The organism is Streptomyces sp. NPDC032091 (assembly GCF_055580265.1).
This window is the reverse complement of the sequence record NZ_JBVILR010000038.1, coordinates 1-18,608: the sequence shown is the minus strand read 5'-3', so window position 1 is coordinate 18,608 and position 18,608 is coordinate 1. Positions and strand designations below refer to the sequence as shown.

General features: G+C 71.3%; 18 protein-coding genes. 7 read left to right on the top strand and 11 right to left on the bottom strand.

Annotated elements, in window-relative coordinates; translation table 11 throughout:
• Positions 1–25: 25 nt before the first annotated feature.
• Complete coding sequence (locus ACZ5NJ_RS36420; RefSeq protein WP_468770874.1) at positions 26–1,213, bottom strand: HpcH/HpaI aldolase/citrate lyase family protein; 1,188 nt, start codon at positions 1,211–1,213, stop codon at positions 26–28.
• A gap of 194 nt (positions 1,214–1,407) precedes the next feature.
• Between ACZ5NJ_RS36420 and ACZ5NJ_RS36415 the strand changes: the two genes are divergently transcribed.
• Positions 1,408–2,199 (top strand): TerD family protein, encoded by a 792-nt coding sequence (locus ACZ5NJ_RS36415; protein ID WP_468770930.1) that lies wholly within the window; start codon positions 1,408–1,410, stop codon positions 2,197–2,199.
• 27 nt (positions 2,200–2,226) lie between these two features.
• On the opposite strand, the gene ACZ5NJ_RS36410 is transcribed toward ACZ5NJ_RS36415, so the two are convergent.
• The 6 genes from ACZ5NJ_RS36410 to ACZ5NJ_RS36385 form a co-directional block, all read right to left on the bottom strand.
• Positions 2,227–2,976 (bottom strand): TerD family protein, encoded by a 750-nt coding sequence (locus ACZ5NJ_RS36410; protein WP_468770872.1) that lies wholly within the window; start codon positions 2,974–2,976, stop codon positions 2,227–2,229.
• Between the two features lie 143 nt (positions 2,977–3,119).
• Positions 3,120–4,256, bottom strand: coding sequence for a DUF475 domain-containing protein (locus ACZ5NJ_RS36405; protein ID WP_468770871.1), 1,137 nt, complete (start codon positions 4,254–4,256; stop codon positions 3,120–3,122).
• A gap of 25 nt (positions 4,257–4,281) precedes the next feature.
• Positions 4,282–4,857 carry a TerD family protein gene (locus tag ACZ5NJ_RS36400; protein ID WP_468770869.1) on the bottom strand — a complete coding sequence of 192 codons (576 nt, stop codon included), beginning with the start codon at positions 4,855–4,857 and terminating at the stop codon, positions 4,282–4,284.
• Positions 4,858–5,003: 146 nt separating this feature from the next.
• Complete coding sequence (locus tag ACZ5NJ_RS36395; RefSeq protein WP_042816748.1) at positions 5,004–5,579, bottom strand: TerD family protein; 576 nt, start codon at positions 5,577–5,579, stop codon at positions 5,004–5,006.
• Positions 5,580–5,720: 141 nt separating this feature from the next.
• Entirely contained in the window at positions 5,721–6,179 is a 459-nt protein-coding gene (locus tag ACZ5NJ_RS36390; protein WP_468770929.1) for a peroxiredoxin, read from the bottom strand.
• Positions 6,180–6,364: 185 nt separating this feature from the next.
• Positions 6,365–6,790 carry a DUF3052 domain-containing protein gene (locus tag ACZ5NJ_RS36385; protein WP_395509257.1) on the bottom strand — a complete coding sequence of 142 codons (426 nt, stop codon included), beginning with the start codon at positions 6,788–6,790 and terminating at the stop codon, positions 6,365–6,367.
• 457 nt (positions 6,791–7,247) lie between these two features.
• Between ACZ5NJ_RS36385 and aceE the strand changes: the two genes are divergently transcribed.
• Positions 7,248–9,995 (top strand): pyruvate dehydrogenase (acetyl-transferring), homodimeric type, encoded by a 2,748-nt coding sequence (gene aceE / locus ACZ5NJ_RS36380; RefSeq protein ID WP_468770867.1) that lies wholly within the window; start codon positions 7,248–7,250, stop codon positions 9,993–9,995.
• A 93-nt stretch (positions 9,996–10,088) separates the two neighbouring features.
• Entirely contained in the window at positions 10,089–10,895 is an 807-nt protein-coding gene (locus ACZ5NJ_RS36375; RefSeq protein WP_468770865.1) for a potassium channel family protein, read from the top strand.
• Here ACZ5NJ_RS36375 and ACZ5NJ_RS36370 read toward each other — a convergent pair.
• Both ACZ5NJ_RS36370 and ACZ5NJ_RS36365 read right to left on the bottom strand, forming a co-directional pair.
• Complete coding sequence (locus ACZ5NJ_RS36370; RefSeq protein ID WP_468770863.1) at positions 10,876–11,256, bottom strand: peptidase inhibitor family I36 protein; 381 nt, start codon at positions 11,254–11,256, stop codon at positions 10,876–10,878. The two genes, ACZ5NJ_RS36375 and ACZ5NJ_RS36370, sit on opposite strands and share 20 nt — an antisense overlap.
• Positions 11,257–11,455: 199 nt before the next feature.
• Positions 11,456–13,048, bottom strand: coding sequence for an MFS transporter (locus tag ACZ5NJ_RS36365; RefSeq protein ID WP_468770861.1), 1,593 nt, complete (start codon positions 13,046–13,048; stop codon positions 11,456–11,458).
• A gap of 129 nt (positions 13,049–13,177) precedes the next feature.
• On the opposite strand from ACZ5NJ_RS36365, the gene ACZ5NJ_RS36360 reads away from it, so the two are divergent.
• The 3 genes from ACZ5NJ_RS36360 to ACZ5NJ_RS36350 all read left to right on the top strand — a co-directional run bounded on the left by ACZ5NJ_RS36360 (position 13,178) and on the right by ACZ5NJ_RS36350 (position 16,175).
• Positions 13,178–13,831 (top strand): TetR/AcrR family transcriptional regulator, encoded by a 654-nt coding sequence (locus ACZ5NJ_RS36360; RefSeq protein ID WP_468770860.1) that lies wholly within the window; start codon positions 13,178–13,180, stop codon positions 13,829–13,831.
• A 217-nt stretch (positions 13,832–14,048) separates the two neighbouring features.
• Positions 14,049–15,218 (top strand): alpha/beta hydrolase, encoded by a 1,170-nt coding sequence (locus ACZ5NJ_RS36355; protein WP_468770927.1) that lies wholly within the window; start codon positions 14,049–14,051, stop codon positions 15,216–15,218.
• A gap of 96 nt (positions 15,219–15,314) precedes the next feature.
• Complete coding sequence (locus ACZ5NJ_RS36350) at positions 15,315–16,175, top strand: DUF4429 domain-containing protein (RefSeq protein ID WP_468770858.1); 861 nt, start codon at positions 15,315–15,317, stop codon at positions 16,173–16,175.
• Between the two features lie 23 nt (positions 16,176–16,198).
• Here the strand turns inward: ACZ5NJ_RS36350 and ACZ5NJ_RS36345 are convergent, their stop codons facing one another.
• A complete protein-coding gene (locus ACZ5NJ_RS36345) occupies positions 16,199–17,218 on the bottom strand; it encodes an aldo/keto reductase (protein ID WP_468770856.1) in 1,020 nt (339 codons plus the stop codon).
• Positions 17,215–17,625, bottom strand: coding sequence for a MerR family transcriptional regulator (locus ACZ5NJ_RS36340; protein WP_468770855.1), 411 nt, complete (start codon positions 17,623–17,625; stop codon positions 17,215–17,217). Before ACZ5NJ_RS36340 ends, ACZ5NJ_RS36345 begins: the two co-directional genes overlap by 4 nt.
• A gap of 79 nt (positions 17,626–17,704) precedes the next feature.
• Between ACZ5NJ_RS36340 and ACZ5NJ_RS36335 the strand changes: the two genes are divergently transcribed.
• Positions 17,705–18,520 (top strand): serine hydrolase domain-containing protein, encoded by an 816-nt coding sequence (locus ACZ5NJ_RS36335; RefSeq protein ID WP_468770925.1) that lies wholly within the window; start codon positions 17,705–17,707, stop codon positions 18,518–18,520.
• Positions 18,521–18,608 lie beyond the last annotated feature (88 nt).

Here is an 18,608-nt window from a genome sequence, read left to right as displayed (position 1 = left end):
GTACTCGTCGTCTGCCGCGGCGCGCTCACAGCTGGAGCCCGGCCGTCAGGAGGTCGACGAAGCCGACCTCCTCCCTCGCCACACCGAAGACCTCGGCGCGCAGCATGGTGCGCTCGGCCCAGGCCCGGTGGGGCTTCACCTCGTTCATCTTGTTCGTGTAGGCGGAACGCATCACTCCGCCGCCGTCGCGCTCGGGCCGCAGGATGTCCTGGGCGTCGCTGAACTCCTCGTGGGAGACGACCGACAGCGCGTGCACCGGGGTGACGTGGGCGGGGTGGATGCAGGTCTTGCCGAGCAGCCCGTTGGCCCGGTCGAGCTCGACCTCGCGCAGCAGCCCGTCGAGGTCGTGCTCGATCAGCGCGGTGCGCAGTTCCTCGACGCCCTCCTCCAGGAAGGGGCTGCGGCGCAGCTGCGGCTTGAAGAGGCGCTGCTGGCTGCGGAAGTACTCCCAGACGGGGCCGGTGACGGTGAAGCCGGTGCCGTCGGCGCGGCTGAGGACGTTCACCACGTCGGCGATGACGCCGGCCACGATCCGGACGTCGTATGCGGTCATGTCGGGGGTGCGGCGCAGCCCGTAGACGGAGCAGAAGTCGGTGACGCCCAGGCGCAGGGCCAGGACCCGCTCGCGGTGGCGGTCCACGGTGCGCGCGATGCCGGCGAGGGCCTCGAACCGGGTTTCGAGGTGGAGGAGGTCGGGGGTCTCCAGCACGGGCATGGCGTACAGCCGGGGCAGGCCGCTGACGGCCTCGGCGTGGGCCACGGCGTCGAGGAAGGCCGTCCCCCGCGATTCCGTGAATTTCGGAAGTACGAATCCGGCCAGATTCCGCGCGGACCGGCCGAGGCGGCGCACGAGGTCGGGTATCTGCTCGGGCGTGCGCACGCGGATGAAGAGGAGCGGGAGCTCGCCGGCGCCGGAGTCCGCGGCGTCGCGTTCGGCGTCGAGCACCGCGAACTGCCGGACGAGGTTCTCCTCGCCGTCCACGACGTCGGCGTCACTGATGGAATCCTCCAGGCAGAGGACCATCGAGACGACGCCGCGGCCGGCCTGCTTGCGGATGTCGGCGGCCAGGCGCGGGCGGGTGGCCGGGCTGTAGAGGGTGGCCCCGAGCGCTGCGGCGAGGGTGCGGGCGGGGGAGGCCAGGGTGAAGTCCGCGGGCTCCTGGTGGAAGAGGCCCTCACGGACGGCGGGCGATATGTGCCCGAAGTGACGCATGTGCTTCCCCCGTACTGCCTCGGCGGCCCAACTGGCGTGGCCGGTAATAGTACGTACGAACCTGGGTCAAGAGTTCCTCAAACGCATGAAGTTCCGGTAACCCTCTCGCACCATGCCCAGCTCACCGGTCGGGGACAAGGGCGTACGGGGGGCCGCATTGTCCCTGCCCCGCCCGGGAGGGCAGGATGACCGGCATGACGCACGCGATGCAGAAGGGCTCGAACATCCCGGTGGCCGCCACGGCGGTCCGGGCGGTGCTGCGCTGGACCACCGGGCCCGAGGTGCCGGACGTGGACGCCTCCGCGCTGCTCGTGGGGGCGGACGGGCGCGTGCGCTCGGACGAGGACTTCGTGTTCTACAACCAGCCCCGCCACCCCTCCGGGTCCGTCTGGCGCCTGGGCAAGAAGCAGGCCGGCGAGGCGGTCACCGACGCGGTGCAGGCGGACCTGCGGGCCGTGCCGCCGGTCGTGGACCGGATCCTGGTCGTGGCCTCCGCCGAGGACGTGCCCTTCCAGCGGGTCCACGACCTGCGCATCCAGCTGTACGACGCCTCCCCGGGCGCCGCGCCGGAGCCGCTGGCCCACTTCGACGTACGGCCGGAGACGGGCGCCGAGACCGCGCTGATCTGCGGCGAGCTGTACCGCCGGGGCGAGGGGTGGAAGTTCCGCGCCCTGGGCGAGGGCTACTCCGACGGCCTGGTGGGGCTCGCGACGGACCACGGGATCTCCGTCGACGAGAACGCCGCCGAGGCCGGGGAGGGCGCCCCGGGCGCCCCCGCCGCCCCCGGCCCCGGGCCCGCCGCCCCCGGCGACGACCGCACCGCCGCCATGCGCCCGCCGGTCCCGGCCCCCGCCACCCAGGCCCCGCCGCCGGTCCAGCCCGCCTACGGCTACCCGCAGCAGGTCTCCCCGGTGCCCGTGCCGGCTCCGGGCGGGGACCCCTCCTTCCGGCTCCCGGTGCAGGGCCCGCAGTTCATCCGCCGCTGAGCGCGCGCCGAGTGCCCCGGGCGGGGCTCAGGCCTTGGTCTTGTAGCCCCGCCCCCACTGGAGCCCCCACCCGTACAGCCGGTCGAGCTCGGCCTGGAACCCGTACACGAACTTCGCCTCGCGGCGGACGATCAGCTCGCCCTTGACGTTCTGCAGGGAGACCACCGCGCAGGAGCGGGCCTGCGGGTGGCGTTCCTCCAGCGGGATCTCGATGCGCGGGCCGGCGGTCGGGTAGAGGGTGACCAGGGCGTGCGTGCGGTCGAAGGCCGGGGTCTGGTCGTAGATGTAGACGAAGACCAGCAGCCGTTTGATCTCGTCGGCGTGGTCGAGGTTGACGTAGAGGGTCTCCCCGGACGGCGAGCCGAACCGGTCGTCCCCGCTGAGCTTCACGTACGGCGGGTCGTTGAGGTCGCCGAGCAGGTTGCCCAGCGGCTGCACGGCGCCGCGGGTGCCGTCCGTCAGCTCGTAGAGGCAGCCCATGTCGAGGTCGACGTTGACCATGCCCTGGGTGTGGGCCTGCACCATGTCGGGCTTGAACAGCTTGAACGGGTGGCGGAAGAGCTGCCCGCTCTGGCCGGAGCGGCCGCCGATGTCCGAGGTGCGCATCCGCCAGGAGAGGTTCACCCGGAGGTTGCCGTGGACGGCCTGCTGTTTGGTGAGCGAGACCGTCGGCTGCCGTTTCGTCAGCTCGATGGCGTTCGACGAGGCGTGGCCCGAGTCGAACCGCATCGCGCGGGCGCCCCTGATCCCGTCGAAGAACCCGTCGAAGAACCCCATGTACCCCAACCCCCCTGGTCGGTCATTGCGCGGCCGGGCCGCGGATATGCCGCGGGGCGGCCACGCGGTCCCGTGGGATCCGCGCGGCCGCCCCGCCGAAGAAGAGACGGCTCCTCAAGGAGCGTTCCGCAATCAGGGCCGGGTCACACCCCGGCGCCGACCTCGGCGGGCTCCCCGTCACCGCCCTCGGCCTCCAGCCGCTTGTTGCGGCGTACGGAGGACCAGAAGGACCAGGCGATCAGCACGACGCCGACGAGACCGGTGATGACCTCGTTGATCTCGTACTGGATGGTGACGAGCAGGATCACGGCGAGCGCGCCGATGGCGTAGTGCGCGCCGTGCTCCAGGTAGACGTAGTCGTCGAGGGTGCCCTGGCGGACCAGGTAGACCGTGAGCGAGCGGACGTACATGGCGCCGATGCCGAGGCCGAGCGCCATCAGCACGATGTCGTTGGTGATGGCGAAGGCGCCGATGACCCCGTCGAAGGAGAAGGAGGCGTCGAGGACCTCCAGGTAGAGGAACATGAAGAACGCGGCCTTGCCGGCCATGACGACGGCCGAGACGGGCCTGCCGCTCTTCTTGGCCGCTTCCTCCGCCTCGTGCTCGGCCTCCTCCTCTTCCTCCAGCCTGTTCTCGAAGAAGCCGGAGAGGCCGCCGACGATCATGTAGGTGATCAGGCCGAGGATGCCGGAGACCAGGACGGTCTGCGCCTTGTCCACGTGGGCCCCGCCGTGCTGGTGGGCCTGGGTGGCGAAGGTCATCGAGGTGATGACCAGGACGATCAGCGCGATGCACGCGGACAGCATGTCGATCTTGCCGAGCTTGGCGAGCGGGCGCTCCAGCCAGGCGAGCCACTTGATGTCGCGGTCCTCGAAGATGAAGTCGAGGAAGATCATCAGCAGGAACATGCCACCGAAGGCGGCGATGGACGGGTGGGCGTCCGTGACCAGCTGCTTGTACATCTCCTTGTCGGTCATCGCGAGGTCGACCGCGTCGAGCGGGCCGATCTTGGCACTGATCGCGACGATCACGACGGGGAAGACCAGGCGCATGCCGAACACGGCGATGAGCACGCCGACCGTGAGGAAGATCTTCTGCCAGAAGGCATTCATCTTCTTCAGGATTCCGGCGTTGACCACCGCGTTGTCGAAGGACAGCGAGATTTCGAGGATCGACAGGATCGCCACGATCCCGAAAGCGGTCCACCCCCCGTAGAACACCGCTGCGGCCAGACCGAGCGCAGTGATTGCGAACGACCAGCCGAAGGTTTTCAGAACCACTGGCACCCCATCGTCTTGTACGGCTTTACGAAACGTTGACCCCGAAGTCTAGAGCGATGCCCCGCAGCCCCGACGCGTACCCCTGGCCCACCGCACGGAACTTCCATTCGCCCCCGTACCGGTAGAGCTCGCCGAAGATCATCGCCGTTTCGCTGGAGGCGTCCTCGGTCAGGTCGTAGCGGGCCAGCTCCTGGTCGTCCGCCATGTTCACCACGCGGATGAACGCGTTGCTGACCTGGCCGAAGCTCTGCCGCCGGCTGTCCGCCTCGTGGATGGAGACCGGGAAGACGATCTTGTCGACCTGGGCCGGGACCTTGGTGAGGTCCACGATGATCGACTCGTCGTCCCCCTCACCCTCGCCGGTGAGGTTGTCGCCGGTGTGTTCGACGGAGCCCTCGGGGCTCTTCAGGTTGTTGTAGAAGACGAAGTACGGGTCGCCGAGCACCCGCCCGTCGCGGCAGAGCAGCGCGCTGGCGTCGAGGTCGAAGTCGGCCCCCGTGGTCGAGCGCGCGTCCCATCCGAGCCCGATCAGAACCCGGGTGAGGTTCGGTGCCTGCTTGGAGAGGGAGACGTTGCCCCCCTTGGCGAGTGTGACGCCCATGATGTGGTCCTCCCCGAACGAATGTGATGGTGGCCGGGCCACCCGCCTCCATGGTGGCAAAGCCGGTCCGGCGCCGTACACAGAGGTGCACGGCGCCGGACGGACGAACTTTTCCGGGCTCGGACGGCCCGGACCGCTCAGACGACTCAGACGTTGACGCCGAAGTCCTGCGCGATGCCGCGCAGACCCGAGGCGTAGCCCTGGCCGATGGCGCGGAACTTCCACTCGGCGCCGTTGCGGTAGAGCTCGCCGAAGACCATGGCGGTCTCGGTGGAGGCGTCCTCGGAGAGGTCGTAGCGGGCGAGCTCGCTGTTGTCGGCCTGGTTCACCACGCGGATGTAGGCGTTGCGGACCTGGCCGAAGCTCTGCTGGCGGCTCTCGGCCTCGTAGATGGAGACCGGGAAGACGATCTTGGCCACGTCGGCGGGGACGCCGGCGAGGTTGACCTTGATCGCCTCGTCGTCTCCCTCGCCCTCGCCGGTCAGGTTGTCACCGGTGTGCTCGACCGAGCCGTCCGGGCTCTTCAGGTTGTTGAAGAACACGAAGTTCGAGTCGGTGGCGACCTTGCCCTGGTCGTTGGTCAGGATCGCGCTGGCGTCGAGGTCGAAGTCGACACCGGTGGTGGTGCGGGCGTCCCAGCCCAGACCGACGATGACCGCCGTCAGGTTGGGCGCGGCCTTGGTCAGCGAGACGTTGCCGCCCTTGCTGAGGCTGACTCCCACGAGTCCTCCATTGGTAGGTGTGTGGGGCGGTGCCCCGCGTGCGTTTCTACCGGATCAACGTTTCGATCCTAGTGACGGGTTCCCGCCCACAAGGCGGTTTTCGTTCGGAACCCGTCCGGTGGTTCTCAGAGGCCGTGGTCCTCAGAGGCTGTCGAGGGCCTTGATGTACTCGTTCAGGTCACGCGCGTCCGGCAGGCCGTTGACGACGGTCCAGCGGACGACGCCGTCCTTGTCGATGACGAAGGTGCCGCGGACCGCGCAGCCCTTCTCCTCGTCGAAGACGCCGTAGGCGCGGGAGGTCTCGCCGTGCGGCCAGAAGTCGGACAGCAGCGGGTACTCCAGGCCCTCCTGCTCGGCGAAGACGCGCAGGGTCGGCACGGAGTCGTTCGAGACGGCCAGCAGCTGGACGTCGTCGTTCTGGAAGCGGGGCAGCTGGTCGCGCAGCTCGCAGAGCTCGCCGGTGCACACGCCGGTGAAGGCGAACGGGTAGAAGAGCAGCACGACGGCCTTCTCCCCCCGGAAGTCGGAGAGCCGCACGGTGGCGCCGTGGTTGTCCTTGAGCTCGAAGTCCGGGGCCTTGGTTCCGACCTCGATCGCCATCTCTCGCATCCCTTCGTTCCTGCGGTCCCGCACGGGGCCGTTCGGGTGAGACCCACCCTAAGGCCGCCCCTCGCGGAACGGGCCGCCGGCAGGGCCGGAGCGGGCCCGGAAACGCGCACACCCCGCCGGCCCCGGCGTGGACCGGGTCGGCGGGGTGGGCGTTCCGCTCGGCTGCGGGGCGCGGCTTACTTCTTGGACTTGGCGGCCTTCGGCGTCACCAGCTTGGTGGACGTCCATTCCTTGCCGACGGGCAGGCCCTTGGCCAGCGAGAGGCCCGCGGTCTCCGCCGCCTCGCTGATGTCGCTGGCCTCGACATAGCCGTCACGGCCCGTCTTGGGGGTCAGCAGCAGGATCAGTGCGCCGTCCTCGACCAGCTCGGTCGCATCGACCAGGGCGTCCGTCAGATCGCCGTCCTCGTCGCGGAACCACAGCAGCACCGCGTCGGCGACGTCGTCGTAGTCCTCGTCTGCGAGCTCACTGACGAGGTCCTCGACGGTTTCACGGAATTCCTGATCGACGTCCTCGTCGTAGCCGATCTCCTGGACCACCTGTTCGGACTGGAAACCCAGCCGGGCGGCCAGGCTCTCCGCGTGGTCCGCGGTCGCGCTCACGGGGTGCCTCCTGCTCATGTTCGGTGAATGTCTTTCGGCGGCGCGCGTACGCGCAGCATTGGGCGTAGTCCACACGGGCGCGGCGGATCGCGCAAGTACCCGGCCGCCGAGACCGTCGAAACGGTGACGATTGCGGCCGTCTCGCCGCAACTTTGCCGTACGTTTCAGGGTTCCACGGTGGACCACCGGTGATTCATCCCACACCATTCCAGCCCATTCGGCATCGCATGAGGACTTTCCTACCTGTTTGAGGGACGAACGGCCTTACGAACCCGGTGATCGTCCTGGGCGTAAGGTTGCGATTTGGCCCCGCCGCGCGCAGGACCGGCACGGCCCGCCCGGCGCTCCTTCCCCGCTCCAGGTGTTACCCAGTGGTAGAGGTGAAGATTTCGGCCGGGCGTTAGACCATGGGAGGCGGCGACCCAAGGCACGACTCCCCTGACAGCGAAGGAACAGCGTGGCTTCCGCATCCGATCGCAATCCGATCATCATTGGCGGCCTGCCGAGCCAGGTCCCGGACTTCGACCCGGAGGAGACCAAGGAGTGGCTCGACTCCCTGGACGCCGCCGTCGACGAGCGGGGCCGTGAGCGCGCCCGCTACCTGATGCTGCGACTGATCGAGCGGGCCCGCGAGAAGCGCGTGGCCGTCCCCGAGATGCGCTCGACGGACTACGTCAACACCATCGCCACCAAGGACGAGCCCTTCTTCCCCGGCAACGAGGAGATCGAGCGCAAGGTCCTGAACGCCACCCGCTGGAACGCGGCCGTGATGGTCTCGCGCGCCCAGCGCCCCGGGATCGGCGTCGGCGGGCACATCGCCACCTTCGCCTCCTCCGCCTCCCTCTACGACGTGGGCTTCAACCACTTCTTCCGCGGCAAGGACGAGGGCGACGGCGGCGACCAGATCTTCTTCCAGGGCCACGCCTCCCCCGGCATCTACGCCCGCGCCTACCTGCTGGACCGGCTCACCGAGCAGCAGCTCGACGCGTTCCGCCAGGAGAAGTCGAAGGCCCCGTACGGCCTGTCGAGCTACCCGCACCCGCGGCTGATGCCGGACTTCTGGGAGTTCCCGACCGTCTCGATGGGCCTGGGCCCGCTCGGCGCGATCTACCAGGCCCGGATGAACCGGTACATGGAGGCCCGCGGGATCGCCGACACCTCCAGGTCCCACGTCTGGGCGTACCTCGGCGACGGCGAGATGGACGAGCCGGAGTCGCTCGGCCAGCTGTCGCTCGCCGCCCGCGAGGGCCTGGACAACCTGACCTTCGTCGTCAACTGCAACCTCCAGCGCCTCGACGGCCCGGTGCGCGGCAACGGCAAGATCATCCAGGAGCTGGAGTCGGTCTTCCGCGGCGCCGGCTGGAACGTCATCAAGCTCATCTGGGACCGCTCCTGGGACCCGCTGCTGGCCCAGGACCGCGACGGCATCCTGGTCAACAAGATGAACTCCACCCCCGACGGGCAGTTCCAGACGTACGCCACCGAGTCGGGCGCGTACATCCGCGAGCACTTCTTCGGCGGGGACCAGCGGCTGCGCGCGATGGTCGAGAACATGACCGACCGGCAGATCCAGCACCTGGGCCGCGGCGGCCACGACCACAAGAAGGTCTACGCGGCCTACGCGGCGGCCAAGGCCCACAAGGGCCAGCCGACGGTGATCCTGGCGCAGACGGTCAAGGGCTGGACCCTCGGCCCGAACTTCGAGGGCCGCAACGCCACGCACCAGATGAAGAAGCTGACGGTCGACGACCTCAAGCGCTTCCGCGACCGCCTGCACATCCCGATCACGGACGCGCAGCTGGAGAACGGCGCCCCGCCGTACTACCACCCGGGCCGCAACTCGCCCGAGATCCAGTACATGCACGACCAGCGCAGCGCCCACGGCGGGTACGTGCCCACCCGCGTGGTGCGCGCCAAGCCCCTGGTCCTGCCGGACGACAAGGCGTACGCGGCGGCCAAGAAGGGTTCGGGCCACCAGTCGATCGCCACGACGATGGCCTTCGTCCGCGTCCTGAAGGACCTGATGCGGGACAAGGAGATCGGCAAGCGCTTCGTGCTGATCGCGCCCGACGAGTACCGCACCTTCGGTATGGACGCCTTCTTCCCCAGCGCCAAGATCTACAACCCGCTGGGCCAGCAGTACGAGGCGGTCGACCGCGACCTGCTCCTGGCGTACAAGGAGTCCCCGACCGGCCAGATGCTGCACGACGGCATCTCGGAGGCCGGCTGCACGGCCTCGCTGATCGCCGCCGGTTCGGCGTACGCGACGCACGGCGAGCCGCTGATCCCGGTCTACGTCTTCTACTCGATGTTCGGCTTCCAGCGCACGGGTGACCAGTTCTGGCAGATGGCCGACCAGCTGGCGCGCGGTTTCGTCCTGGGCGCGACCGCCGGCCGGACCACCCTGACGGGTGAGGGCCTCCAGCACGCCGACGGTCACTCCCAGCTGCTGGCGTCGACCAACCCGGGCTGTGTGGCGTACGACCCGGCCTACGGCTACGAGATCGCGCACATCGTCCAGGACGGCCTGCGGCGCATGTACGGCCCGACCGAGACGAACGAGCCCGGCGAGGACGTCTTCTACTACCTGACGGTCTACAACGAGCCGATCCAGCACCCGGCCGAGCCGGCCGACGTGGACGTCGAGGGCATCCTCAAGGGCATCCACCGCATCTCGCAGGGCACCTCGGGCGCCGTCGGGGCCCAGATCATGGCCTCGGGCGTGGCGGTGCCGTGGGCGCTGGAGGCGCAGCGGATCCTGGCCGAGGAGTGGAACGTCCGGGCGGACGTCTGGTCGGCGACCTCCTGGAACGAGCTGCGCCGTGAGGCCGTCGCGGTGGAGGAGCACAACCTGCTCCACCCGGAGGAGGAGCAGCGCGTCCCGTACGTGACCCGGAAGCTGTCGGGTGCGGAGGGGCCGTTCGTGGCGGTGTCGGACTGGATGCGGGCGGTGCCGGACCAGATCTCGCGCTGGGTGCCGGGGACGTACACCTCGCTGGGCGCGGACGGTTTCGGCTTCGCCGACACGCGCGGCGCGGCGCGGCGCTTCTTCCACATCGACGCCCAGTCGGTGGTCCTGGCGACGCTGACCGAGCTGGCCCGCGAGGGGAAGATCGACCGTTCGGCCCTGAAGCAGGCCATCGACCGCTACCAGCTCCTGGACGTCGCGGCCGCCGACCCGGGCGCGGCGGGCGGGGACGCGTAGCCGCTGCGGGAGCCGCCGGAGGGGTCACTCTTCCGAGGGGGCGTTGGGACACCTGTCCCAGCGCCCCCGTCCGCTTTCCCTACGATGATCGGTATGAAGGAACCCTCCCGCCAGGCGCGGTGGGAGCGCCGGACCCAGGTCCCCCTGCTGGTGCTCGCCGTGGCCTTCGCCGTCGCCTACGCCGTGCCGATCGTCGCTCCGGACGCGGGAGAGGCCGTGCACCGGGCCTGCACCCACGCGGAGTGGGCGGTGTGGGCGGCGTTCGCGGTGGACTACGTGGTGCGGCTGGGGCTGTCGGGCGACCGGAAGGTCTTCGTCCGGACGCACTGGCTGGACCTGGCGGCGGTGGTGCTGCCGCTGGTGCAGCCGCTGCGGCTGCTGCGACTGGTCGCGACGCTGATGCTGGTGGGGCGGCGGGCACGGATGGCCCCGCAGATCCGGCTGACCACGTACGTGGCGGGCGCGGTGGTCGGGCTGCTGATGTTCGGCTCGCTCGCGGTACTGAGCGTGGAGCGGGACGCGCCGAACGGGAACATCAAGAACCTGGGCGACGCGGTGTGGTGGTCCTTCACCACCATGACGACCGTCGGGTACGGGGACCACTCCCCCACCACCGGGCTGGGCCGGGTCCTGGCGGTGGGGCTGATGCTGTCGGGGATCGCCCTGCTCGGTGTGGTGACCGCCAACATCGCGGCCTGGTTCATCGCCCGGTTCGAACGCGACGACCAGGTGGAGCGGCTCCAGCTGGCGGCCGTCCGGGAGCTCCAGGAGGAGGTGCGGGCGCTGCGGGCCGAGGTCGCGCGGCTGGGCCGCGGATCCCCGTGCGCGATGCCCGCCCAGGCCGCCCAGGGCCCCGAGCCGGCCGCCGGTCAGGCGGGGCCTACCGCTCCCACACCTTGAACGCCCTGACCTGGTAGGGGGACTGGGGCAGCCAGACCCCGTCGCCGGGGTAGGTCTGGAACTCGCCGGTCTCCGCGCACTCGGCCGACTGGTACGTGGTCACGGGGCGCCCGGTGCGGTTGACGAGGGACTGGAAGCCGGCCTTGGGCGGCAGCGTGGTGCAGCTGTTGATGTCGAGGGTGCTGAGGTCGTAGGTCTGCTTGGTGCCCTTGAAGTCCGGTTTCGCCCACAGGCACAGCTCCCCGGTGGCGCAGGGCGGGGAGGCGGCGTGGGCGCCGGTGGCGGTGGACGGGATGAGGGCGCAGGCGGCCAGGAGGGCGGCGGCGAGGGTGGTGACGCGTGCGGTGCTCCACGTACGCATGACGGGGTCAACTCCTTGTGGACGTACGGGCCCCGGACGGTTTCCGAGGGCTCCGTGGCACCACGCTGACCTGCGACGACGTCCGAGCGGAAGGGGCCGCGGGCGGGTCCACCCTGATAGGCGACAGCCCCGCCGCACGGCTGCGGCGGGGCTGCGGCGGGCGCGGTGTTGACGCGGCCGTAACGGCGGGTGGCCCGGCTCAGATGTGGGCCGCTCCCGCCCCGGCCCCGGCGTTCTCGCCGCGCTTGGTGAAGCAGGCGACGACCGCGGCGAGGACCGCTACCACTCCGGCGCAGGTGAAGGCCGTGCTCATACCGGACACGAAGGTCTCGTGCGCGACGGTGGAGATGGTCTGGGCGACCGGTTCGGGCACCCCGGGCGGGACCGGGGCGATGCCGACCTGGACGCCCTTCTCCGCGAGTTCCAGCTGTTCGGGGGTGAGCGGGGGCAGGCCCGCCCGCTGCCAGTTGTCCCCGAACGTGTCACTGACCTCGGCCGCCATGACCGCTCCGAGGACGGCGGTGCCGAGGCTGCCGCCGACCTGCATGGCGGCCTGCTGGAGGCCGCCGGCCACGCCGGAGAGCTCCAGCGGGGCGTTGCCGACGATGACCTCGGTCGCGCCGACCATCACCGGCGCGAGGCCCAGGCCCAGCAGGGCGAACCAGAGGGACATGGCGAGGCTGCCGGTGCCCGGGGTGAGGCGGGACATCCCGAAGCAGGCGACGGCGGTGGCCACCATGCCGGCGACGAGCGGGACGCGCGGGCCGACCTTGGTGATGGCGGCGCCGGCCAGCGGGGAGCCGATGATCATCATCCCGGTGAGGGGCAGCAGGCGCAGGCCGCTGTCGACCGGGCTCATCCCGTGCACGTTCTGCAGGTAGAAGGTGACGAAGAAGAGGCCGCCCATGAAGGCGAAGGCCATCAGCACCATCAGGACGGTGCCCGCGGACAGCGCCGGCGAACGGAACATGCCGAGCGGGATCAGCGGCTCGGCGACCCGGGTCTCCCAGAAGGCGAAGAGGGCGAAGCAGACCAGGGAACCGAGGAGGAAGAGCAGGGTCTTGACGTCGCCCCAGCCCCACTCCGCGGCCTTGATCAGCGCCCAGATCAGGGAGAACATCGCGGCCGACAGCAGCACGATGCCCGGCAGGTCGAAGGAGCGCGGGGCGTTCTCCGCGCGGTGGTCGAGCAGGATGAACAGGCCGAAGGCCAGCGCGACGATGCCGACCGGCACGTTGACGAAGAACACGGACTGCCAGCTGATGTGCTCCACGAGCAGCCCGCCGACGATGGGCCCGGCGGCGGTCGAGGCGCCGATGACCATGCCCCAGATGCCGATGGCCATGTTCAGCTTCTCGGCGGGGAAGGTGGCGCGCAGCAGGCCGAGGGCCGCCGGCATCAGCAGGGCCCCGAAGAGGCCCTGGGCGACGCGGAAGCCGATGACCAGCCCGACCCCGTCGGACAGGCCGATCACCGCCGAGGAGAGCCCGAAGCCGGCGATGCCTATGAGGAAGGTCTGGCGGTGTCCGAAGCGGTCGCCGAGCTTGCCGGCGGTGATCAGGGAGACGGCGAGGGCCAGCAGGTAGCCGTTGGTGATCCACTGCACCTCGGCGAGGCTGGCGCCGAGGTCCTTCTGGATCGCGGGGTTGGCGACGGCGACGATCGTGCCGTCGAGGGTGACCATCATGACCCCGATCGCCACGGCGAAGAGGGTCAGCCACGGGTGGCCGCGAAGGCCGGTGCGGACCGGCGGCGGACTCGATTCCTTGGCGAGGGTGATCTGACCAGTCATGCCCAGCAGATTATGACAGCGACTGACAGTTCACAAACGGCTTAACGCGGCAGTGGCTGTCAGCTCCGTCACGGGTACCCTGACCGCTCACTCAGCGTCAGATGAAGCATCGGAGAGGACCCCGCGGTGATGACCGACGAGCGCCCCGCGCGGGCGGCCGGGCTGCGCGAGCGCAAGAAGCGGCGCACCCGGGACGCCCTGCTGCGCGCCGCGCTGCTCCTGTTCGTCTCGCAGGGCTACGAGCGCACCACCGTCGACGAGATCACCGAGACGGTCGAGGTCTCCCAGCGCACCTTCTTCCGCTACTTCGCGAACAAGGAGGAGGTCGCCTTCGCCGTCCAGGACCTGGTCGAGTCCCACTTCGTCACCGCGCTGAGCGAGCGCCCGGCCGACGAGCCGCCGCTGGAGGCGATGCGCAACGCCGTGCTCGTCTCCTGGGACACCCTCGACGAGGCCATCTCCGAGCTGGTCCCCGTCGACCTCTACATGCGGGCCTACCGGCTGATCGAGTCCACCCCGGCCCTGCTCGCCGTCCACCTGCGCCGCTCGACCGAGCTGGAGGAGCAGGTCGCGCGGCTGATCGCCGAGCGCGAGGGGCTCGACCTGGACGCCGACCCGCGGCCCCGGGTCGCCGTCGCCGCGTTCTCCGGGGTGATGAGGGTCACCGGGCGGCTCTGGGGGCAGGGCGAGGACGTCAGCGTGACGGCGATCCGGCGGATGACCGAGGCCTACCTCGACCAGATCGGCCCCGCGCTGGCCGCCGACTGGCGCCGTCCGGAGTAAACGACGACGGGTTCCGGCCACCCCGCCGACCGCACCCGACGACCCCTCTCGCGACGGAGCGTGACCGGGCGGGGCGAGCGGCGCCCCGGACGGCCGTGAGTCCCGTCACCCCTGCCACCACGGGCTCCAGCGGTCTCCTAATCTGGCTCCAGTGAACCTGCCCGGCCGCCCCGCCCACCCCATCGCCGACGTCCCCGCGCCCCCGGCCGTCCTGCGCATGCTGCTCGCCCTCGGCGTGGTCTTCCTGATGCTGGCGACGACCGGCTGGACCGCCGTGCACCGCCCGGAGACCGTGGTTCCGGCGCGGGCCGCCGCGCTCGCCGCGTGGGCCACGGCGCGGATCGACGGCCGTCCGGTGCCGGCGGCCGACGCCCCGGTACGGACGGTGGCCCGCTTCTTCGACGGCCTCGGCACCGCCCAGCGGGCCCACCTCGCCGACGGCTACCCGCTCGTGGTCGGCAACCTCGACGGGGCCCCCGCCGCGACCCGCTACCGGGCCAACCACAACGCGCTCGCCCAGAGCGCGCGCCTGGAGGAGGCCCGGGGCGCGGACGTCGCCCTCACCCCGGCCGACCGCGCGAACGCGATACGCCGCGCCCACCGCTTCGAGTCCCTCGCCGAGCCCGGCCGGCAGATCCTCCTCTTCGACCCCAGCGGCGACGGCCTGGTCGCCGAGGTCTTCGGCGACCTCGACGCGGCCCGCCGGGTCTCCGTGATCGTGCCGGGCGTGGACACCGACGCCCTCACCTTCGAGCGCAGCCAGCGCCGGCTGACCGCGCCCGCCGGCATGGCGCAGTCCCTCTACGACGCCGAGCTCGCGGCCGCGCCCGCGGCCCGAACCGCCGTGATCGCCTGGGCCGGCTACGTCGCCCCCGCCGGGGTCGGCGTGGACGCCGCCACCGGCCGGCTCGCCGTACAGGGCGCCGTACGGCTGGAGGCCCTGGCCGCGGCGCTGCCCGGCCGGGCGAGCGTGGCCCTGTTCTGCCACAGCTACGGCTCCGTGGTGTGCGGGGTCGCCGCGCACGCCCTGCCGCAGCGGGTGACCGACGTGGTGGTGGCGGGCAGCCCCGGCATGCGCGTCGGGAACGCCGCCGAGCTGCACACCTCGGCGCGGGTGTGGGCCACGCGGGCCGAGGGCGACTGGATCGCCGACGTACCGCACCTGGAGGTCGGCGGGGTCGGGCACGGGGCGGACCCGGTCTCGGCCGGGTTCGGAGCCCGGCTGCTCTCCTCGGCCGGGGCGCACAGCCACACCGGCTATTTCGAGCCAGGCACGGCCTCGCTGGAGAACTTCGCCAAGATCGGAACCGGGGGTTTCGGTTCCGTCGCGTGCGCGAACGGCAGCGACGACTGCCGGGGCGGAATTTCCGGCACGGACGGTGACTGACGGCGGCTGAGCCGCCGCAGACCCGTAGCAAGTCGAAAAAACCGGGCCGGATGACGAGGGGGACGCGCGGGGGCGCGTCCCTTTACCATGTGCCGCATGGGTGACGTACTGGCCGGAAATCATGCCGTCTGGGAGTTCGACGCCGACTCGGACTCGGTGCTCATCCGCTTCGTACGGGGGATACGGACTCCAAGGCTCTGGCACGCGCTGGGCGAGCGCCGGATCCCCCTCGAAGCGCTGTCCGGGGTGTCGGTGGGCGCCGCCGCGGCCGGGGTCGGGCGGCGGGAGAGCGTGGTGCTGCGCGCCGTGCCGCGGCCGGGGGCCGATCCGCTGGTGGAGGCTGCCGCCGGGCAGCTGAAGGAGTCCTGCGATCCGTACCGGCTCGTCCTGCCCGGGGACCGGGCGGAGCAGGCGGCGGCCTTCGCCCAGGCGCTGCGCGAGCGGCTGGGGACCGGCGGGACCGCTCCGGCGGAACGGTTCCTCGTCGCGGTCCCGCAGCCGCCGCTGACGCTCAAGGCGTACGACGCGCGGGTGGGGTTCGACGGGTCCGCGGTGACGTTCCACTGGTCGCGGACGGGCGCGAGCAGCACCAAGTGGCGGGCCGGCGACCAGAGGTTCGCACTGGCCGCGCTGGCCGGGGTGGAGTGGGTGTCCCCGGACCGCCCCGGCGGCGGGCACCTGCGGCTGCTCCCGCGCGACGCCGCGGAGACCCCGCCGGCCCCCGACCACGACCTCGCGGCGGCGGTGTTCGGCGTGGGCTACGGGGCGGTGCACGAGTCGCTGCCGTTCGCGGCCGCCGTGCTCGCCGCGCTGCGGGAGCGGGCGCCGGTGGGGTCCGTGCCGCGGGCGCGGGTGTCCGGGGAGCGGCTGCGGCACCTCAGCGAGCTGCACAGCACCGGCCTGCTGACGGACGCGGAGTACGAAACCCTCCGCGCCCGCTTCACGGCCGGCGCGTAGCCGGCCCGGCCGGCTCCCGGCGGCTACGCCTCGCGGGAGTCCGAGGTGAAGGCCATGTCCGGGTAGCGGGCCCCCGCGACCTGGGACGCGAGCGGCTCCAGCAGGGCCAGCTCGGCGGCCGTGAGGGTGATCCGCGTGGCGGCCGTGTTCTCCGCGAGGCGCCCCGGCTTGCGGGTCCCCGGAATCGGCACCACCGTCAGTCCGTGCACCGAGGCCCGCTGGTGCACCCACGCCAGCGCGACCTGCGCCGGCGTCGCACCGTGCGCGGCGGCGATCTCCCGGACCGGCGTCAGCAGGGCCGCGTTGGCCTTGGCGTTCTCCCCCGTGAAGCGCGGCTGGCCGCGCCGGAAGTCCCCTGCCGACAGCTCGGCCGCCGCGTCCGCGAAGGCGCCCGTCAGGAACCCGCGCCCGAGGGGCGAGTACGGCACGAAGGCCACGCCCAGCTCCGCCGCCGCGCCCACCGCGCTGCGCTCCACGCCCCGGCTGAACAGCGACCACTCCGACTGCAGCGCCGCGATCGGGTGCACCGCGTGTGCCTCGCGCAGCTCGGCTCCGGTGACCTCGCTGAGGCCCAGGTGGCGCACCTTCCCCTCCTGCACCAGCTCGGCCATCGCGCCGACCGACTCGGCGAACGGCACCGCCGGGTCGCGCCGGTGCATGTAGTAGAGGTCGATGACGTCCACGCCGAGCCGCCGCAGGCTGCCCTCGACCGCCTGGCGGATGTACGCGCGGTCGTTGCGGACCCCCCGGTACGCCGGGTCGTCGGTGCGCTCGATGGCGAACTTCGTCGCGAGGGTGATCTCGTCCCGGTGCGCGGCCACGAAGGGCGCCAGGAACTCCTCGTTCGCGCCCCGCCCGTAGATGTCCGCCGTGTCGAAGAGGGTGACCCCGGCGGCCAGCGCCGCGTCCAGGGTCTCGCGGGCCGCCGTCTCGTCGGTGTCCCCGTAGAACTCGCTCATGCCCATGCAGCCGAGGCCCTGGATCCCGACGGCCGGGCCGCCCTTGCCCAGCTCGACGCGTGTGATGGTGGTCTGCTCCGTCATGACTGTCCCTTCCCCGTTCCCGCGCCCACCGCGTTCGCGGTGTTCTGCGCGTACATCGCGATCTTGCAGTCCAGGACGTCGAGCGCGTCCGTCAGCTCGGCGACCCGCGCCAGTACCTCCCGGCGCGTCCGCTCCAGCAGCGCACGGCGCTCGTCGACCGTGTGGTTCCCCTCGCGGACGAGTTCGGCGTACCGGACCATGTCCGCCACCGACATGCCGGTGGCGCGCAGCTTGCCCACGAAGGCCAGCCAGCCGAGGTCCTTGTCGCTGAACCGCCGCTGTCCCGAATGGGAGCGGTCCACGTGCGGCATCAGGCCGATCCGCTCGTACCAGCGCAGCGTGTGCTGGGTCAGACCGGTCCGCGCCTCGACCTCGCTGATCGTGTACCGCGTCTCCGTCAGGTTCATGACCTCAACGCTAGAACCCTGGAGTGCACTCCAAGCAAGTAGGCTCGGAGCCATGGAGAGCATGGAGGGCGTCAACAGCCTGGAAAGCCTGCGGGCCGTGGAGAACTGGCCGGTGCCCGCCGCGGCGGCGGCCGTCGTGCGCGCGGACGGGAGCCTGGCCGGCTCCCACGGGCCGGTGGACCGCCGTTTCCCGCTGGCCTCGGTCACCAAGCCGCTCGCCGCGTACGCGGTCCTCGTCGCCTACGAGGAGGGGGCGGTCGAGCTGGACGAGCCGGCCGGCCCCGAGGGTTCGACGGTCCGTCACCTCCTCGCCCACACCAGCGGCCTGGCCTTCGACGAGCACCGCGCGACGGCCCCGCCCGGGCAGCGCCGGCTGTACTCCAACGCCGGCTTCGAGGTGCTCGGCGACCACCTCGCGAAGGCCACCGGCATCCCCTTCGCCGACTACCTGCGCGAGGCCGTCTTCGAGCCGCTGGGCATGGCCTCCTCCAGCCTGGAGGGCTCCCCCGCCAAGGACGGCGTCTCCACCGTCTCCGACCTGGTGCGCTTCGCCGCCGAACTCCAGGCGCCCCGGCTGCTGGACGTGCGCACGGTCGCCGAGGCCACCTCCGTGGTCCACCCCGGCCTCAAGGGCGTCCTGCCGGGCTACGGGCACCAGTCGCCCAACGACTGGGGACTCGGCCTGGAGATCCGCGACGGCAAGTCCCCGCACTGGACGGGCCTCACCTCCTCCCCGCGCACCTTCGGGCACTTCGGCCAGTCCGGCACCTTCCTGTGGGTGGACCCGGACGTGCGCGCCGCCTGCGTCGCGCTGACGGACCGCGCCTTCGGCCCCTGGGCCGTGGAGGCGTGGACCCCCTTCACCGACGCGGTCCTCGCGGAGCTCCGGGCCTAGACGAGTAAGTCCGAAGTCCTGGTCAGTGGTCGTAGGCGATCAGTGATCGTGTGATCGGTGTTCCGGTGGCCCGGTTGTGCCAGATCGC

Bases quoted from the DNA above. Each gene is read 5' to 3' on its own strand.
- ACZ5NJ_RS36345 (WP_468770856.1), bottom strand. From the start codon at position 17,218: ATGACGGAGCAGACCACCATCACACGCGTCGAGCTGGGCAAGGGCGGC.
- ACZ5NJ_RS36400 (WP_468770869.1), bottom strand. From the start codon at position 4,857: ATGGGCGTCACACTCGCCAAGGGGGGCAACGTCTCCCTCTCCAAGCAG.
- ACZ5NJ_RS36390 (WP_468770929.1), bottom strand. From the start codon at position 6,179: ATGGCGATCGAGGTCGGAACCAAGGCCCCGGACTTCGAGCTCAAGGAC.
- ACZ5NJ_RS36375 (WP_468770865.1), top strand. From the start codon at position 10,089: ATGAAGGAACCCTCCCGCCAGGCGCGGTGGGAGCGCCGGACCCAGGTC.
- ACZ5NJ_RS36370 (WP_468770863.1), bottom strand. From the start codon at position 11,256: ATGCGTACGTGGAGCACCGCACGCGTCACCACCCTCGCCGCCGCCCTC.
- ACZ5NJ_RS36415 (WP_468770930.1), top strand. From the start codon at position 1,408: ATGACGCACGCGATGCAGAAGGGCTCGAACATCCCGGTGGCCGCCACG.
- ACZ5NJ_RS36410 (WP_468770872.1), bottom strand. From the start codon at position 2,976: ATGGGGTTCTTCGACGGGTTCTTCGACGGGATCAGGGGCGCCCGCGCG.
- ACZ5NJ_RS36420 (WP_468770874.1), bottom strand. From the start codon at position 1,213: ATGCGTCACTTCGGGCACATATCGCCCGCCGTCCGTGAGGGCCTCTTC.
- ACZ5NJ_RS36350 (WP_468770858.1), top strand. From the start codon at position 15,315: ATGGGTGACGTACTGGCCGGAAATCATGCCGTCTGGGAGTTCGACGCC.
- ACZ5NJ_RS36365 (WP_468770861.1), bottom strand. From the start codon at position 13,048: ATGACTGGTCAGATCACCCTCGCCAAGGAATCGAGTCCGCCGCCGGTC.
- ACZ5NJ_RS36360 (WP_468770860.1), top strand. From the start codon at position 13,178: ATGACCGACGAGCGCCCCGCGCGGGCGGCCGGGCTGCGCGAGCGCAAG.
- ACZ5NJ_RS36340 (WP_468770855.1), bottom strand. From the start codon at position 17,625: ATGAACCTGACGGAGACGCGGTACACGATCAGCGAGGTCGAGGCGCGG.
- ACZ5NJ_RS36355 (WP_468770927.1), top strand. From the start codon at position 14,049: ATGCTGCTCGCCCTCGGCGTGGTCTTCCTGATGCTGGCGACGACCGGC.